We start from the raw sequence: 16,531 nt of genomic DNA on the forward strand, positions 1-16,531 counted from the left end.
GAATTATTTAATTCCCTTCATATACCCTTGAATCTTTGGAGACATGATGAACAGGATGATACCCAGCACGATGGATGCCCCACCGATTGTACCGAAGTAAGCCATCTCTGTTTCAGCAGAGTAGAACTTGACGATCTGTGCGTTAATAGCTTGTGCTGCTGCACTTGCAAGGAACCAGAGGCTCATTGTTTGTGCAGAGAAAGCAGCCGGTGCCAATTTTGTTGTTGCTGACAGACCAACTGGGGAAATCAGCAATTCACCGAATACTACGATCAGGTAGCTAAGTACAAGCCATAATGGACTAACAAGTGCATCTGAACCTGTGAAGTATCCAGGAATCAGGATGACAAGGAATGAAAGGCCGGCAAACATCAATGAGAATGAGAACTTCTTAGGAATTGATGGCTGACGGTCGCCAAGCTTCACCCAGAACCCAGCAAAGATTGGTGCAAAGATAATGATGAATAATGGGTTCAGTGACTGGAACCATGCTGGAGAGATGGAAATTCCAGCGAATTCTAATTGGGTACGCTTGTCCGCATAGTTTGCAAGGATGGTTGAGCCTTGCTCCTGGATTGCCCAAAACATGACAGCTGCCAGGAATAGCGGAATATATGCAAGAACGCGTGAACGTTCAACTTCAGTTGTTTTAGGGCTGCGATACATGATGATAAAGTATGCAGTCGGAATTAAGATACCTAGGATTGTTACAAGGTTAATAAAGCTTTCGAATGTTAAAAGTCCAGCAGGAATTAAAATAGCACTTAAAATACCGATTGCGACAACCGCTATAGCAAAAATCGTGAAAGTTTTCTTCTTTTCAGAAGGAGAAAGCGGGTTTGGTACAGCTGTACCAGCAAGACCAAGATTCTTTTTCTTTGTAAGAACAAAAACAACTAGTCCAATAAACATACCGATTGCGGCAATTGCAAAGCCGTAATGGAAGTTGTAAGCCTCAGAAACTGCTCCAACAATTAGCGGCGCAAGGAACGCACCTGCGTTGATCCCCATATAGAAGATAGTGAAACCAGCGTCACGACGAGCATCGTTTTCGCTGTACATCTCACCAACGACAGTGGATACGTTTGGCTTCAAAAGACCTGTTCCGATTACGATCAGGATCATCGAAACGAAGAACATTGTGATGCTGCCAGGAATCGCAAGTGCGATATGACCTAACATAATCAGGACTCCGCCGTAGAATACAGCTTTTGATGTACCGAATATACGGTCAGCCAGCCATCCGCCGATGACACCTGACATATAAACGAGTGAGCCGTAAATGGACATGATAGAAAGCGCTAACGTTTCATCAAGCCCTAAACCGCCTTTTGATACTTCGTAATACATGTAGAATACGAGGATCGCTCTCATTCCATAGTAAGAGAAACGTTCCCAGAATTCTGTGAAGAAAAGTGTGAAAAGTCCCTTTGGATGTCCGAAGAATCCTGATTGAGGAACACTATCCACAATTTTCTGCCTATTAAGGTTTGACATGATTACCCCTCCCTATTTTCTATTTTAGGATACTTTTTGATGTGTGAATTGTCAAAAACAATATTAGGAAGGAATATCCTGAAGTGTTGATATATAAGTGTTTTTGGTGATTTCCACACAAAAAGAAAGTTTATTAAAAATTATTAAATTAATAAGAATTTGTTAAATAATCAGGTAAATTAGTAAAAATATCCCATGGCGCACAAAACCGTATTTACCCACTTTTACAGAATGACAAACCAACAATTGGGATGAATATTTATTAGCCATCAGGGTATTCGTAGAATATAAGGCTTATTGATGAAAGGGAGGGAAAACAATGAAGAATAAATACGGCAGATTTGCACTGATGGTACTGACTTCCACGGTTATCATGTTCATTCTCATGTATTTAAATGCCTACAGTATTGATCACGTATTCTTCAGTGAAACTAGACTTTACATGGCTTTGATTATGGGCGGTGTGATGGCCATTGTCATGCTATCTTTCATGCTTAAGATGTATACAAACAAGAAAGTCAATATAGGTATTTATGCCGGAAGTGCTTTATTGATCGCTGTTTCGTTGTTTCTGGTACGCAGCCAGACAACCGTTGATGATACATCATGGATGAAAGCAATGATTCCACACCACTCAATTGCCATCCTGACAAGTGAGCGTGCCGAAATCGAGGATCCTCGCGTGAGAAAACTTGCTGACGAAATTATCAAGGCACAGCGTAAAGAGATCAGCGAAATGAAGACGCTGATCAAAGATCTTGAAGAGAAGGAAGACTAACTGGTATTTTCAAAAGAGACTAGTCCATATCTGGATTAGTCTCTTTTCTTTTATCCATAAAGGAAAACTTGCTAGTGGTGGAGAATTATCGTGAGTACTGAATATCTTTAGGAGTGACTGAAATGAAGACTAAATTAATTTTAGTAGAGGGCCTTCCTGGATCGGGAAAGTCGACAACCGCGGGGTTGATTCATGAAATTCTTACTGAGAATCAAGTATCAGCTGAGCTTTATATGGAAGGGAACCTCGATCATCCAGCAGATTATGAGGGTGTTGCTTATTTTACAGAAGTAGAGTTTGAATATCTTCTTAATGAGAGCGGCAGTCTCAGCAGGGTTTTTCAGGATTGGGTAATCGTTAAGAGGGGGCGGCGTCTGCTGCCGTATATGAAAATTAAAAATGAACTAGGCAGTGGTTTTCCGGACGAATTCTTTGCCGCTATCTCCAAAAAAGATGTATATGAAATTCCGCTGGAGGAGAATATCGCAGTCATTTCGGAAAGCTGGGAAGAATTTGCAAGACAAGCAGCTTCGGAAGAAAAAGTCTATATTTTTGAGTGCTGTTTTATCCAAAATCCAGTGACTGTGGGCATGGTCAAGTATGGAGCGGAATCAGAAGTGACCCTTGGATATGTAAACAGGCTGGCTGAAGCCGTAAAAGCTCTAAACCCTTTGCTTGTCTATGTAAGGCAGGAAGACATCGGAAAATCGTTCCGCAAAGCAGTGACAGAAAGGCCTGATGACTGGTTTAATGGTTTTGTTCATTATTACACGTCTCAAGGGTACGGGATGGTAAATGAACTGAGTGGGCTGGATGGCACAATTGAAGTCCTAAAAGCAAGGCAGGAACTCGAGGATAGTATTATTAATCAACTCCCTATTTCTGCGCACATCCTGAATAATTCACAATTTGATTTTAGTATACATAGGGAAAATTTAAAGAAAAATCTTAAATGGTAACACTATTACAATTTTATTCACGAGTCTGATTATTCTTTGAATCAGGCTCTTTGGCGTGTTTTTAGAATAAATGAATCCATCAAGAGATTAGCAGAGTACAAGAAAAATTATGGCAAAAAGGATGCTGCCGATTAGCAGTGCTTTTTTTATGATTTGCAGGGTAACTCAAAAGCATGAAAATAAAGAGTTTTATTGGAATATCCCGGAAAATCCATGTAATATAATAGTGTGAGGGGTATGTAAGGGGTGGATTGTATGGGACAGATTTTGTATAAAAAAATTTATAGTGTGAAAGAAGGGTATCTTTCACTGCATAAAGGGTTACGGACAACTGGATATTTATCTAGAGCAAAGAGAAACAAGCTAATGTCATCACAATTTATTGAAAGAATCATGCTGGCAGTCACTGAGGTGAATGGTTGCGAGGTATGTTCCTACGCCCATACGAAAATTGCATTGGAGCAGGGAATGAGCAATGAGGAAATCCAGATGCTGCTATCCGGGACAGCAGAAAATATTCCAAGGGACGAAATGCCGGGGATCCTGTTTGCGCAGCACTATGCTGATTCGAGGGGAAATCCCACGGAAGAATCCTGGAAGAGGATTGTTGATGTCTATGGGCAAGAGAAGGCATGGGGTATATTAGCTGCTATCCGGATTATCATGATCGGAAATGTTTTTGGCATTCCTTTGAGTGGCTTGAGGACGCGCCTGAAAGGAAAGCCAAGCGGGAAAACCAATGTATTTTATGAGCTTTCGATGATTCTCAGCTTCCCTATACTTTTTCCGCCAGCGTTGTTACACGGATTAATTTTGAGTGCATTAAAAAAGCCGGTTATCGAATTTCCATAGAATCAGAAAATCCTGTTCCGAACAAGGAACAGGATTTTATTTATCTGACTCATACATTCTAATAAAGGTCACTAATAGAGGGTAACGGTACTGCGTATTGGCGCCCGAAAAATCCAAGTCGAGGAAAAACAGATCACCAATAGAGCGTATTGGCGCCCAAATAATCCAAATAGCGGAAAAACAGGTTACCGATGAATGATGCATAACAAAAGAGGAATTTAAATATTTTTAGAGAAAGTAGATAAAAAAATAGATGGTGGTGAGGGCGATGGAGGGTTTCAATTACAAGCACTATGACGGACTGGGTCTTGCAGAGCTGGTAAAAAAGAAAGAAGTTCAGCCAATGGAACTGGTTGAGGAAGCAATCCGTTTAACAGATTCGTTGAATCCGAGAATGAATGCTGTCATCAACAAGATGTACGAGCAGGCAAGGAAGACAGCAGGTCAGCAGCTGGCTGGGCCATTTGCAGGAGTCCCGGTGTTTCTAAAAGATATCTCTCAGGAAATTGCAGGACAACCAATTACGGCAGGGTCCAGGGCGTTCCTAAAATATCGGGCTAAAACAGATTCAGAGTATGCTAGACGTCTGAGACAAGCTGGAGTGGTTTTCCTTGGGCAGACGAATGTGCCAGAGTTCGCACTGGTCGCGGTGACGGAGCCTGCTCATTTTGGTCCAACCAGAAATCCCTGGAATCTAAACCATACACCGGGGGGATCAAGCGGTGGTTCGGCTGCAGCTGTGTCCTCGGGAATCGTTCCGATCGCCGGTGCCAATGATGGCGGAGGATCAATTCGTATCCCGGCTGCCTACTGCGGGTTGTTCGGCCTAAAGCCTACCCGCGGCCGTACACCGGTCGGTCCGAATTATGGACGTGCATGGCAGGGAGCTTCTGCGGAACATGTACTGACACGTTCGGTCAGGGACAGTGCAGCTATGCTGGATGTCCTGCATGGACCTGAGAAATCAGGTGCATTTTCCGCTCCTCCGTATTCGGGGAGCTATTTTACAGCAGCAGGCACTCCTCTTGGAAAAAAGCTAAGAATCGCTATTTCGGTAAAATCACCGATTGGAACAGAGGTTGATGCTGATTGCAGGGAGGGTGTCCTGAAAACGGTTCGGCTGCTTGAATCGATGGGACACCAGGTTGAAGAAGTGGAGGTTCCAGTGGATGGCGATAAAATCGCGAAAAGCTATTTGACGATGTATTTCGGAGAGACGGCTGCTCTTTTAGCATCTTTAGAGGAAGTGCTTGGACGAAAAGCGACTGCTGCTGATGTGGAGCCGACGACCTGGCTGCTAGGCCTGCTTGGCAAGGCGACGTCAGCAGAAGAATTTGTTTTAAGTTTAAGAGAGTGGGACAGGGCAGCTTTACAGATGGAAACCTTCCATGAGACCTATGATTTTTATATCACTCCAACAACTGCTTATCCGCCAGCTAAAATCGGGGAATTGGACCCGTCATCATCTGAAAAAATTCTTATCAGTACTGTGGGTAAATTAGGCCTTGGAGGAATGTTAAAGAAGGCGGGCATCGTTGACCAAATCGCGCAAAAAAATCTTGCCCGCACGCCATTCACCCAGCTCGCCAATCTTACAGGCCAGCCGGCAATGTCTCTGCCGCTGCATCAAACAAAAGATGGTTTGCCAGTCGGCGTACAGGTAATGGCGGCGAGAGGAAGAGAGGATTTGCTTTTCCAACTGGCTGGGGAGCTTGAACAGTCAGAGCTCTGGCAGGATGTCAGAAAGAATCCCCTATTCTAAGTTTAATCAAACGTTTGATTAAAAAGAGTCAAACCCTTGATAGTACTGAAAAGAGGCAGTTGCGGCTGCCTCTTTCTTTTTTAACATAAAACAATAATCCTAAAAGGCGTAGTCTGCGCGGGGATGCTGAAAGTAGATGGACCATACACCACCATTAGATTCCTGTTTGCAGGACTCTTTGTAAACCTTTGTCCATTTTCCAACAAAATCGGTGTTCCCGGTGAAAGGTTAATCTTCAGCATGCCATCACTGCTGATGAGCTGCCTATTGAAAAAATCGACCTTCACATTCTGCCCTGTTGTTTCTTTGACCATGACAAGCGCCCGGTATTGTGGCGGATAAATCAATGGAACAGGCGCGTCAGCATCATAGTAGCCTGTCACCCGGTCGCCTACCCGCACCATTGCCTGGTCGAGGAAAAAGGTTTTCGGTTCGACCACGAAATTGACTTGCCTTCCACTTCCGTCAATGACAGACATTAATTTATAGCAGCCTTCATTTTCGCCAGATGGCGTGATCGAAAAGTCGCTTATCATCGTTACCGTTCCGCTGAAAGGTTGATACTTGACCACTCAATTTCCCCCTTCACTGTATTCCTGCCCATATTCTATTCGTTCGGGGCAAAAGCGTGCTTGTTAGCAAACTGCCTGAGCGGGTAAAACAAGCTAAAAAGGAATGGTTTAAATGCCTTTTAATTATGATCTTGATTTTGACAGCATTGACTTTCGTGAGCAGCCTGAGCTGTACCGGGTGGGCAGGGGCGAACAGGGGGTACTGCTGGTGGAGCCCTATAAAAGCGAAATCCTGCAGCATTGGCGTTTCAAGACACCGGACATCGCCCGGGAGTCGTCCGAAAAAATTTATGAGATGTTCCTGGATTACAAAGAAAAAAATGATTTTGTCGGCATGGATATGGCAAGAAAATTCCTGCAGATGGGCTACACCCGAGCCCGCCGCTATACAAATTATAAGGGCGGACGGAAATATGATGAAGATGGCAAGGTGAAAGAGCGCCAGAATGATCCGGTGAAGGCTGAATCAGCCTCCATTTTTATGGAAAAGTGGAAAAACGCCAGAACAGATAAAGAGTATCTTGGTATGAAAAAAGAGCACCAGAATAGATATGGATGAAAAAAATTCCCCCTGATGATAGAAAAATCAGGGGGGTCACTTATTTTACAGGTATGACAGCTTCATTTAAAGCCCCTTCAAGTTCCAAAGTAAACGCTTCTGTTTGCCGGTCATTCCAGCTGAATTGGTCACGCATGAAGTTAATAACATTTTCCTTGAAGTTATGCACAAGGCGGATATTGAATAAAATCGCTCCTGTCCGCCTATTGAAGAAGTCGACTGGTGTGGCTGCCGCTTCATACTGGATAGCGTAAACCAGCTTTGCAAACAACTCTAATGGCAGGCCATATTGATCTGCTTCTTGCTTGTGTTCGGATGCAAGCTGGAACATAATCGGAGTGTTCGAACCATACTGGCAGGCAAGACGGCGGGCTTCTTCTTTAGTGAGGCCAGCTATCACGCCTTCTTCAAGCTGTTTTTCCACAAAAGAGTCAAGGTTTGCAGAACCGCCGACATCCCCGCCTGAAATAGGCAGGTTCTTCGTCTGGCAGCCAGGGAAGCTGAGTCCATCTTCTTTAGCGAATTTCTCGGCAAGCAGGTCGACAATCGTTTCCGCCATTTTACGGTAGCCAGTCAATTTTCCGCCGGCGATGGTGATCAGTTTTGAATCAGATTCCCAGATTTCATCTTTTCTGGAGATTTCAGAAGGAGCCTTGCCATCCTCGTGGATCAGCGGCCTGATGCCTGCCCAGCTGGATTCAACATCTTTTTCCGTCACATTGACATCCGGGAACATATATTGAATTGCTTTAAGAAGATAGCTTCTATCTTCCTCCGTCATGCCCGGATTGATTGGATTTTCATTGTAAAAAGTATCGGTCGTGCCGACATAGGTTTTGCCATCTCGCGGAATCGCGAAGACCATCCGTCTGTCAGGCGTGTCAAAATAGATAGCTTGTTTGAGCGGGAAACGTGATTGGTCAATGACGATATGGACACCCTTTGAAAGCTTCAGGGTTTTTCCTTTTTTCGAATCATCCATTTCACGAATGCCATCAACCCACGGGCCAGTTGCATTGACCACTTTTTTGGCATGGACTTCGTAATCCTCGCCTGTTAACAGATCCTGTACAAGGACTCCTGAAACAACTCCATTTTTATAAATAAGGTTTTTAACTTTAGAATAGTTCAATGCTGTTGCGCCTTTATCCACAGCCTGCTTCATGACCTCGATTGTCAGGCGGGCGTCATCGGTGCGGTATTCCACATAATAGCCGCCACCCTTCAATCCGTCTTTTTTCACTAGCGGTTCCTTTGCCAATGTTTCGGCCGCGCTGAACATTTTCCGTCGCTCCGATCTTTTGACGCCAGCTAAAAAGTCATATACCCTCAGGCCGATGGAGGTGCTGAAGCTGCCAAATGTTCCGCCTTTATGGAAGGGGAGAAGCATCCATTCCGGTGTCGTGACATGCGGGCCATTTTCATACACAATCGCCCGTTCCTTGCCGACTTCAGCAACCATTTTTACTTCAAATTGTTTTAAATAACGCAAGCCTCCGTGCACGAGCTTTGTAGAACGGCTTGAAGTGCCTGCCGCAAAATCCTGCATTTCCAACAGGGCGATGTTCATTCCCCTTGTTGCAGCATCCACTGCGATCCCGGCACCGGTAATGCCGCCGCCAACGACAAGGACATCAAATGTTTCAGTTTTCAGTTTCGATACTATATTTTTACGGTCGAGATTTGAGAATCTCATACGATACGCCTCCTTAAGATGAAAAAAAGAGAGACCACAAACAACATTATCGCCCAAAAGCCGAAATGTTATCGTGGTCTCTCCAGTTCTCCTACCCGATTTATTAACTTGTAATCATTATATCACAGACACCCCGAATTTTCATGTGTCGGATTCTTGAAATTGGGAAATTTCCCATAATTCTCTTTTCGATGTAGTGATCGCCGCGGCACCAGCATCGAGTGCGTTTTTTACTTCCTCAGGGGTTCTGATCAGGCCGCCTGCAAAAATCGGGATGTTCACTCGTTCCTTGACTTCCTTGATCATCCAGGGCATCGCTCCCGGTAAAACTTCAATATAATCAGGTCGCGTTTTTTCGATGAGTTTATAGTTTTTCTCGAGTGCATGGGAATCAATCAGGAATACCCTTTGCACAGCGAGCACTCCTTTTTGCTTTGCTTTTAAAATGACACTCGACTTTGTGGAGATCAAGCCATACGGTTTGTATTCCTGGCATAGATATTCGGTCGAATAATCATCACTTTTCAACCCTTGAATCATATCAACATGATAGATCATTTTTTTGCCGTAGCGCTTGGCCATCGCATTAATATTTTTCAATTGAGCGATATGTACTTCCAGAATGACACCTATTTCAAAAGGGCTTTCGAGAAACAGCTCAAATTCTTTCATATTCGAAGAGGCGGGCAAGATTTTTTGATTCAAAAGAATCCCATCCTTAAGTTAGATTCTCCATTATCTTAACATGAGAGGCTTGTTTTTTTCTATGACGCAGAGGACACGAGCATACTCAAAATTGTCGAAGATCATCAAGACTAGTACGATAGTAACAAAGTTAAATATCAAATGACGATGAGGAGATAACATGCAGATTAGAATAGAAAAGAAGAGCACACAGGTTTTTGAGCAAGACGCCGTCCTGGCAGCGATTGAAAGGTCTTTGGCCATGATTGAGTTTGATCCAGATGGAAAAGTGCTCTGGGCGAATGAAAATTTTGCGGAGACAATGGGCTATCGAGTCGAAGAAATGCCGGGACTTTTGCATAAACAGTTTTGTACAACAGAATTCGCTGGAAGCAGAGCCTATAAAGAATTATGGAGAAACCTGCGCAACGGGAAAAGCTTTCAGGAAAAAATACAGCGAGTCACGAAGAGGGGGAAGTTCCTCTGGCTTGAGGCTACCTATACACCGGTTTACGATTCTTTAGGCAGAGTTGCTGGTGTGGTCAAGGTAGCTACTGATATAACCGAGCGCGAATTGACTGCGACAAGACTTGCACAGCAGCTTCAGCAAATGTCCGAAGACTTAAGGGCACGGGCGGAAATGGGCATTACAAGAAGTGAAGAAGCAGCCTCGGCGGCTAGCAAGCTTGTTGAGGAGTCAAAAGAAAATTCCGAAATTCTCGTATCTCTCCAATCACAGGCCAAATCGATCGGCAACATCGTGCAGACCATTCGCGAAATAGCCGCACAAACCAACCTGCTTGCCCTGAACGCAGCCATCGAAGCGGCAAGAGCCGGGGAGCATGGAAGAGGCTTTAATGTCGTTGCCGGAGAAGTAAGGAAACTCGCTACACGTGTCCAGGATTCAATCCAGGAAGTCAATGAACACATCGAAGGAATAGCAGGCGAAATTACCAAAATCAACGAAGCCACCCAGCGCTCGCAAAATGGCATCACCAACAACCAGGCACTCAATGAACAAGCGGTAGCCGCCTTCAAAGAAATCGGCAGTGCTGCCCGCGAATTGGACCAGCAGGCAAAGACATTCAAGGACATATTATAAGGAACACGGACACCGTCGATTATGGCGGTGTTTTTTTTGTGGTAAAGCAAGAAGCTTTATAAAGAGAGGGTAAGCATGGTGACATAGAGAGGCCGTCTATGTCACCAGATGAGGTGAACTGTTGACGAGAAGTCAGGTAGGCAGGTTCTATAAGACCGTATGGGATAAAGGAATCGATAAAAGTTCATATAGGTGAAATCAATATGCTCCTGCATTGCCCGAAAAAGAGTCGGAAGAGGAAAAACGGTAAAAGAAGAGGTTCTGCATTGCCCGAAAAAGAGTCGAAAGAAGAAAAACGGTAAAAGCAGAAGCTCCTTTCTTACCCCTGCATACGATTAAAACATTATGACGCAAAATCCAGCTGGTCTCAGCAACTTTTCCCTATATTTCTCGTCTCATTAGTGCAAGGGGAAAGCATTATTTGTTGTAACGCTTAATTTATGGTATATTTTAAGAACTTCAAACCCCTATTTTCTCCATCTAATTTCTTCACTATTCTTTATTAAGAGATATGATTCCCATGGGAATTTATAAATACATTTGCACAAAGAAACAGGAGTTGAACTATGGAAACGAAATTGAAAAAAGATCTTAAGATTTTCGCTTTGGGCGGTCTTGGTGAGATCGGAAAAAATACGTATGTAATCGAATACAAAAATGAAATGGTGCTGGTGGACTGCGGAATTAAGTTTCCGGATAATGAGTTGTTCGGAATTGATTATGTGCTTGCGGATTACACTTATTTGAAGCAAAACCAGGACAAGCTGGTCGGGATTTTTGTCACTCATGGCCATGAAGACCATATCGGCGGCCTGCCGTTTTTGCTGCAGGATGTGAAGGCGCCGATTTATGGAGGCGATTTTGCGGTTGAGCTGATTAAGTCCAAACTGCAGGAGCACAAGATCAAGGGTGTGAAATTCCACCAAATCAACAATGATACAGTGGTGGAATTCCAGAACATTAAGGTGCGCTTTTTCAGGACAACGCACAGTATCGCCGATTCATTCGGTGTTGTGGTGACGACTCCGGAAGGGAATATTGTCCACACAGGTGACTTCAAATTTGATTTAACTCCGGTTGGAAGAGGCACTGATTTCCAGAAAATCGCTGAAATCAGCAGTGAGGGAGTGCTATGTCTGTTATCAGACAGCACGAACAGTGAACAGCCTGGTTTTTCCGTATCTGAAAGACGTGTCGGGGAAGCAATCGAGGATATTTTCCAGACAGTGGATGGCCGTGTTATTTTCGCAACCTTTGCATCAAATATTGACCGAGTACAGCAGGTTGTGAAGTCATCCCTCAAATATAATCGAAAAATAGCTATAGTTGGCCGAAGCATGGAGAAGACATTCGAGATCGGTCGCAGGCTGGGTTATATCACTGCGCCGGATGAGGCTTTCGTCAGCATCAATGAAATTGGGCAGGTTCCAAGCCATCAGCTAACGATCATCTGTACAGGAAGCCAGGGAGAACCTATGGCAGCCCTTGCGAGGATTGCGAATGGTACGCACAGACAAATCTCCGTCATACCAGGAGATACGATTGTCTTTTCATCATCACCGATCCCAGGCAACACAATCAGCGTAAACCGCGTGATTGATAAGCTGCACCGAATCGGGGCGGATGTCATCCATCATAAAATCAGTGAGGTCCATACTTCAGGACATGGAAAGCAGGAAGAGCAGAAGCTAATGATCAAGCTGTTGAATCCTAAGTTTTTCATTCCAATTCATGGTGAATACCGCATGCTGGACCAGCATGTCAAATTAGCTGAGCAATGCGGAATCCCGCGTGAAAACTCGTTTATTTTAGATAATGGAGATGTCCTGGAATTGTCTGCTGATGGCGGCCAGCTCGGTGGAAAGGTGCCGGCACAGCCAGTATATGTCGATGGCAGCGGAATCGGAGATATTGGCCATATCGTGTTGAAAGACAGAAGAGTTCTGTCCCAGGATGGCCTTGTGATCGTCACCATGATGATTGATCGCGAGAAGAAGCAGCTTGTCAACAAGCCTACAGTCGTGACAAGAGGATTCGTTTACGTCAGGGAATCAGGCGACTTAATGAAGAATGTAGAAGAACTGATCAAGGATAAAATTGTAACGGAATTGGCTGGAGGCACGAAGGACTGGTCAAGCATCAAGAAGGCGGTCATCGACGTCGTCAACCCATTCCTGTACAGCCAGACAGGCAGAAGACCAATGATTTTGCCGATTATAATGGAAGTCTAATCAGAGAACGCTCCTTTATGGGGCGTTTTTTTATATCTAATGATTATTCTTCAATTAAAAAACCCCGCTGATTAATCAGCGGGGTCTAAATCATTATTCCTCATCTTTTTCATAAAAACGAAGCAAGTCTCCGTAAATAATCTGGTCTGAGTAGCTCAATTCGTTCTTGGCATGCTCGATATAAGGTTCACAGCTTGCACCGTCTGTCGGCTCTCCTGTGGCTTTATCGTAGCAAACGCCTTTCGTGTAGACTACATCTTCGGTAATGAAGCTTCCGTCTCTTAGAGCAACAAAGTTATCCTGCTTTTCGGAGAACATGTCTGCTCCAAACTGGATATCTTGTTTTGTATCAATTCCAGCAAGATTCAGCAATGTTGGGCGAAGGTCGATTTGACCTGTTACAGTTGAAATAGTCTTGCCTTCGTGACCTGGAATGTGAATGATCATTGGCACACGCTGCAGCTGTGTTGATACAAACGGCGTGATTTCCTTGCCAAGGTACTGCTCCATTGCCTTGTTATGGTTTTCGGAAATTCCATAGTGGTCACCGTAGATCACGATGATTGAATCCTCGTAAAGACCTTCCGCCTTCAAATCTTCGATGAAAAGCTTAAAGGCTTCATCCGTATAACGAACAGTTGGGAAGTAGCGGTTCAAAGTGCCGCTGTTTGAATCAAACTCATCAATGAATTTATCTTCTTCATCCAGCTCGAACGGGAAGTGGTTTGTCAGCGTAATGAACTTCGCGAAGAACGGCTTTGGCATTGCTTTTAAATGTTCCACTGACTGGTCAAAGAAATCCATGTCCTTCATGCCCCAGCCAACAGAGTTTTCTTCATTCACTACATAATCCGGCAATGAGTAGAAACGGTCATAGCCGAAGTTGTTGTACATGACGTCACGATTCCAGAAGCTCTTGTTGTTCGCATGAAGCTTCGCAGTGTAATAAGAGTTTTCCTTCAGCCTTTCAGCAAGTGACATGTACTGATTCCCTGAATGGGTGAAGAATACTGCTCCGCGTCCAAGCGGATATAAAGAGTTTTCCAATAGAAATTCTGAATCAGATGTTTTACCCTGTGCCGTCTGATGGTAAAAGTTATCAAAGTAATAGCTGTCTTTAATGAACTCATTCAGGAATGGCGTGATTTCCTGGCCATTCACCTTCTGTCCGATGACAAAATTCTGGGTAGATTCCATTGAAATCACGATGAGGTTCTTGCCCTTTGCCGCGCCGAACATTTCTTTAGATGGTTCTGTGTATTGTGCACGAGTGTAGTTCTCGATTTCGGTCAACTGGTTGCCATCTGCCATGGCTCTTTGTGCAGTTGTTTTAGTTTGCAGGTACGCATCATAAATATGGTGATTGTACGTCCCGATATTCTTGACAAGGATCTCCCTGTCAAACGTACGAGTCAGCAATTCAGGACGTTCCGACTCTGAAAGCCCAAGGTTGAAAAATGCAAGGCCGATCGCACTGAAGTAAAAGGCAGATGCATATACGCTTTTGTACTTTTTAAAAGAAATCTTTGGTGTTTTTACAAAAGCCAGGGCTAAAATAAGCAATGCATCCGCAAAATAAATGATGTCAGTGAAGCCGATCAATTCTCCGACACTGCTCTTTAAATCGCCCATATTGCTTGTCTGTGTCAACAGCGGAATCGTGATGAAATCACTGAATTCCTTATAGTAAACAACATTGGCGTAAAGAATAAAGGAAGTGATGAAGCTTGTTGCGACAACAAAGATTTTTTGCTTCCTGCCGGCCATGAAGATCCCAAGTCCTAAAGCGAACATAAGGAAGCTCAATGGATTAATGAACAGGATGAATTCCTGCATTTTATTTTCAATATCTATATCAAAATTGAACTTATAAACAGTGTAGGTTTTAAGCCATAATAGGATAATGGCAATCAAGACGAAACTTACGGACTTGTTCTTATTAGTCCCCATGCAATCCCTCCTAGGAATCTATTGAAGTTTTCATTTTACCACAATTGAAAATAGTTTTGTAGCTGTCCCGATAATCGCGTAATTTTCCGATATTTATTAGTACGAAACAAACACCTGAAAAGTTTCTGGTAATTATTCCTATTTAACCGTAAATCCAGCACATTTTCCGGGCTGCCCAAGGCGCTTGCGCTTTTTTTGTCTAGCTCCAGCGCCTAGCCCCTCGAGTCGCTTCGGTCCGCCCAATGAAGTCAAAGAACGACATCACCGGTCGGCCCTCCAGCGCTTGTCGGGGCTTCCCAAGGCGCTTGCGCTTTTCTTTGCCAGAGGAAACTTTTTTGCTGCCATGTTAATTAAATGGATAAGGGTAAAAAGGTTGCTGTAGACTCACTCGCCTTTGGATTGTTAAAATGTTCTAGCAGTTGAATGGAGGCCAGTCATGAATGAACAACGTTATTCCAATTTAAAACTAGGTGAACGCGGGGCCATTATAAGTATCCTCGCTTATATACTTCTCTCTGTCTTGAAGCTTTCTGTAGGTTATATCAGCGATTCCGAAGCATTAAAGGCTGATGGTCTGAATAATACGACCGATATTCTAGCCTCATTGTCCGTTTTGATCGGTCTCAGGCTCTCCCAAAAACCTGCGGATGAAGACCACCTTTACGGCCATTGGAAATCAGAAATGGTCGCTTCGATGGTAGCATCTTTTATCATCATTGTTGTCGGATTCCAGGTTTTAACCAGCGCCTTCACCTCGTTTTTTGAAGGAGCTGCCGAAGCACCAGATCTTATTGCTGCCTGGACAGGTTTATTTTCGGCACTCATTATGTATTTCGTGTATCGTTACAACCGAAACCTCGCAAGCAAAATAAAGAGCCATTCGGTCATGGCCGCGGCTAAAGATAACCTGTCCGATTCCTGGGTGAGTATTGGGACTGCCGCAGGCATCATCGGCTCCCAATTTGGCTTGCCCTGGCTCGACCCCGTAACGGCATTCATCGTTGGCGCACTGATTTTAAAAACAGGCTGGGGCATCTTTCGTGAAGCATCCCACCAGCTGACAGACGGCTTTGATGTTGACCTAATTAAAGAATATAACGATACGATCTGTAATATTCCTGGTGTCAAAGGAATTAAGGATTTAAAGGCAAGAAGCTACGGCAACAATATTGTCGTGGACTGCGTCATCACCGTGAATCCCACCCTCGACATCAGTACTGCCCATGATATCTCGACAAGGGTCGAAGATAAGCTCATGGAAGAATACGATATATATGACGTCCATGTACATGTAGAGCCGGACTGATCAAGAAAAAGTTATGAACGACTATAGACTTGTTCATGCTATACTTAGCTGGACTATTAGATTTTGAAGGGTAAAGGTAAAAATAAATGAAGTTTGTAAAATCACAGATGAAACAGTTGATTAAGGATCATCCAGAGCTGCAAATGCGCTTATCCAGTTTGATAAAAGAACATGATCTGGAGAAAAACTTTGCCCTTAAGGCTTTGTATCATTCTGAAGTAGCTGAGGGCGGAAAGTATCAGCTCGCATACCAAGCACTTGACTTGCCCAAGGGGTAAGTCATTTTTATTTCGAATTCCACAAGGCAAGTTATAAGATATGGAATGGATAAATTTATACTTTGATTAGTGTCTAGCTTCAGCGCCTAGCCCCTCGAGACGTTTGTCTAGTGTCGCCTCCTAGAAACTCCGAAACTTCAACTCCCCCGGCAGAAGCAAAAAGCGCTTCTTTGTCGGAGTCTCCAGTTTCTGCGTTTCTGGACAGTCGGCTATACATTTCGGTTTCGGTCCGCCCGATGAAGTCAAAGAACGACTTCACCGGTCGGCCCTCCAGCGCTTGTCGGGGCTGACCAAGGCGCTTACGC

At 44.1% G+C, this 16,531-nt stretch carries 15 protein-coding genes and 1 pseudogene; 10 read left to right on the forward strand and 6 right to left on the reverse strand.

The features are described 5' to 3' along the window. Nucleotides 1-3: 3 nt before the first annotated feature. Nucleotides 4-1,497 carry a peptide MFS transporter gene (locus J7I80_RS20550; protein ID WP_214740873.1) on the reverse strand — a complete coding sequence of 498 codons (1,494 nt, stop codon included), beginning with the start codon at nucleotides 1,495-1,497 and terminating at the stop codon, nucleotides 4-6. 319 nt (nucleotides 1,498-1,816) lie between these two features. Between J7I80_RS20550 and J7I80_RS20555 the strand changes: the two genes are divergently transcribed. The 4 genes from J7I80_RS20555 to J7I80_RS20570 all read left to right on the forward strand — a co-directional run bounded on the left by J7I80_RS20555 (nucleotide 1,817) and on the right by J7I80_RS20570 (nucleotide 5,848). Then, nucleotides 1,817-2,275, forward strand: coding sequence for a DUF305 domain-containing protein (locus J7I80_RS20555; RefSeq protein ID WP_214740876.1), 459 nt, complete (start codon nucleotides 1,817-1,819; stop codon nucleotides 2,273-2,275). A 122-nt stretch (nucleotides 2,276-2,397) separates the two neighbouring features. Then, complete coding sequence (locus J7I80_RS20560; protein WP_214740878.1) at nucleotides 2,398-3,234, forward strand: P-loop NTPase family protein; 837 nt, start codon at nucleotides 2,398-2,400, stop codon at nucleotides 3,232-3,234. Between the two features lie 255 nt (nucleotides 3,235-3,489). Then, nucleotides 3,490-4,086, forward strand: coding sequence for a carboxymuconolactone decarboxylase family protein (locus J7I80_RS20565; protein WP_214740880.1), 597 nt, complete (start codon nucleotides 3,490-3,492; stop codon nucleotides 4,084-4,086). A 268-nt stretch (nucleotides 4,087-4,354) separates the two neighbouring features. Next, complete coding sequence (locus J7I80_RS20570; RefSeq protein WP_214740882.1) at nucleotides 4,355-5,848, forward strand: amidase; 1,494 nt, start codon at nucleotides 4,355-4,357, stop codon at nucleotides 5,846-5,848. A gap of 80 nt (nucleotides 5,849-5,928) precedes the next feature. On the opposite strand, the gene J7I80_RS20575 is transcribed toward J7I80_RS20570, so the two are convergent. Next, nucleotides 5,929-6,420 (reverse strand): hypothetical protein, encoded by a 492-nt coding sequence (locus J7I80_RS20575; protein WP_214740884.1) that lies wholly within the window; start codon nucleotides 6,418-6,420, stop codon nucleotides 5,929-5,931. Nucleotides 6,421-6,532: 112 nt separating this feature from the next. Here J7I80_RS20575 and J7I80_RS20580 point away from each other — a divergent pair, with 112 nt between their 5' ends. Then, complete coding sequence (locus J7I80_RS20580; RefSeq protein ID WP_214740886.1) at nucleotides 6,533-6,979, forward strand: DUF4385 domain-containing protein; 447 nt, start codon at nucleotides 6,533-6,535, stop codon at nucleotides 6,977-6,979. Between the two features lie 40 nt (nucleotides 6,980-7,019). Here the strand turns inward: J7I80_RS20580 and J7I80_RS20585 are convergent, their stop codons facing one another. Further along, nucleotides 7,020-8,675, reverse strand: coding sequence for a glycerol-3-phosphate dehydrogenase/oxidase (locus J7I80_RS20585; protein WP_214740888.1), 1,656 nt, complete (start codon nucleotides 8,673-8,675; stop codon nucleotides 7,020-7,022). Between the two features lie 141 nt (nucleotides 8,676-8,816). After that, complete coding sequence (locus tag J7I80_RS20590) at nucleotides 8,817-9,380, reverse strand: glycerol-3-phosphate responsive antiterminator (RefSeq protein WP_214740890.1); 564 nt, start codon at nucleotides 9,378-9,380, stop codon at nucleotides 8,817-8,819. Between the two features lie 160 nt (nucleotides 9,381-9,540). Here J7I80_RS20590 and J7I80_RS23760 point away from each other — a divergent pair. The 3 genes and pseudogenes from J7I80_RS23760 to rnjA all read left to right on the forward strand — a co-directional run. After that, nucleotides 9,541-9,936: pseudogene (locus tag J7I80_RS23760) on the forward strand (PAS domain-containing protein); the annotation flags it as partial. Between the two features lie 63 nt (nucleotides 9,937-9,999). Beyond that, on the forward strand, nucleotides 10,000-10,461 hold the full coding sequence (locus tag J7I80_RS23765) for a methyl-accepting chemotaxis protein (RefSeq protein WP_483297717.1): 462 nt from the start codon (nucleotides 10,000-10,002) through the stop codon (nucleotides 10,459-10,461). A gap of 566 nt (nucleotides 10,462-11,027) precedes the next feature. Continuing rightward, nucleotides 11,028-12,692, forward strand: coding sequence for a ribonuclease J1 (gene rnjA / locus J7I80_RS20600; RefSeq protein ID WP_214740894.1), 1,665 nt, complete (start codon nucleotides 11,028-11,030; stop codon nucleotides 12,690-12,692). A 93-nt stretch (nucleotides 12,693-12,785) separates the two neighbouring features. Here the strand turns inward: rnjA and J7I80_RS20605 are convergent, their stop codons facing one another. After that, on the reverse strand, nucleotides 12,786-14,642 hold the full coding sequence (locus tag J7I80_RS20605) for an LTA synthase family protein (protein ID WP_214740896.1): 1,857 nt from the start codon (nucleotides 14,640-14,642) through the stop codon (nucleotides 12,786-12,788). A 436-nt stretch (nucleotides 14,643-15,078) separates the two neighbouring features. Here J7I80_RS20605 and J7I80_RS20610 point away from each other — a divergent pair, with 436 nt between their 5' ends. After that, nucleotides 15,079-15,948, forward strand: coding sequence for a cation diffusion facilitator family transporter (locus J7I80_RS20610; protein WP_214740898.1), 870 nt, complete (start codon nucleotides 15,079-15,081; stop codon nucleotides 15,946-15,948). An 86-nt stretch (nucleotides 15,949-16,034) separates the two neighbouring features. Continuing rightward, nucleotides 16,035-16,226: a hypothetical protein gene (locus tag J7I80_RS20615; RefSeq protein ID WP_214740900.1), complete on the forward strand. Its 192-nt coding sequence runs from the start codon at nucleotides 16,035-16,037 to the stop codon at nucleotides 16,224-16,226. Nucleotides 16,227-16,305: 79 nt separating this feature from the next. Here J7I80_RS20615 and J7I80_RS20620 read toward each other — a convergent pair whose 3' ends face one another. Then, nucleotides 16,306-16,485, reverse strand: a complete 180-nt coding sequence (locus tag J7I80_RS20620) for a hypothetical protein (RefSeq protein ID WP_214740902.1) — start codon at nucleotides 16,483-16,485, stop codon at nucleotides 16,306-16,308. Nucleotides 16,486-16,531: the final 46 nt, after the last annotated feature.

This window comes from Bacillus sp. ISL-41 (genome assembly GCF_018613235.1).
Taxonomy (GTDB): domain Bacteria; phylum Bacillota; class Bacilli; order Bacillales; family Cytobacillaceae; genus Mesobacillus.

What these genes read in the sequence shown, in the direction of transcription:
- J7I80_RS20550 (WP_214740873.1), bottom strand. Translation starts at nt 1,497, where the DNA reads ATGTCAAACCTTAATAGGCAGAAAATTGTGGATAGTGTTCCTCAATCA.
- J7I80_RS23765 (WP_483297717.1), top strand. Translation starts at nt 10,000, where the DNA reads ATGGGCATTACAAGAAGTGAAGAAGCAGCCTCGGCGGCTAGCAAGCTT.
- J7I80_RS20555 (WP_214740876.1), top strand. Translation starts at nt 1,817, where the DNA reads ATGAAGAATAAATACGGCAGATTTGCACTGATGGTACTGACTTCCACG.
- J7I80_RS20615 (WP_214740900.1), top strand. Translation starts at nt 16,035, where the DNA reads ATGAAGTTTGTAAAATCACAGATGAAACAGTTGATTAAGGATCATCCA.
- J7I80_RS20570 (WP_214740882.1), top strand. Translation starts at nt 4,355, where the DNA reads ATGGAGGGTTTCAATTACAAGCACTATGACGGACTGGGTCTTGCAGAG.
- rnjA (WP_214740894.1), top strand. Translation starts at nt 11,028, where the DNA reads ATGGAAACGAAATTGAAAAAAGATCTTAAGATTTTCGCTTTGGGCGGT.
- J7I80_RS20580 (WP_214740886.1), top strand. Translation starts at nt 6,533, where the DNA reads ATGCCTTTTAATTATGATCTTGATTTTGACAGCATTGACTTTCGTGAG.
- J7I80_RS20585 (WP_214740888.1), bottom strand. Translation starts at nt 8,675, where the DNA reads ATGAGATTCTCAAATCTCGACCGTAAAAATATAGTATCGAAACTGAAA.
- J7I80_RS20565 (WP_214740880.1), top strand. Translation starts at nt 3,490, where the DNA reads ATGGGACAGATTTTGTATAAAAAAATTTATAGTGTGAAAGAAGGGTAT.
- J7I80_RS20610 (WP_214740898.1), top strand. Translation starts at nt 15,079, where the DNA reads ATGAATGAACAACGTTATTCCAATTTAAAACTAGGTGAACGCGGGGCC.
- J7I80_RS20605 (WP_214740896.1), bottom strand. Translation starts at nt 14,642, where the DNA reads ATGGGGACTAATAAGAACAAGTCCGTAAGTTTCGTCTTGATTGCCATT.
- J7I80_RS20560 (WP_214740878.1), top strand. Translation starts at nt 2,398, where the DNA reads ATGAAGACTAAATTAATTTTAGTAGAGGGCCTTCCTGGATCGGGAAAG.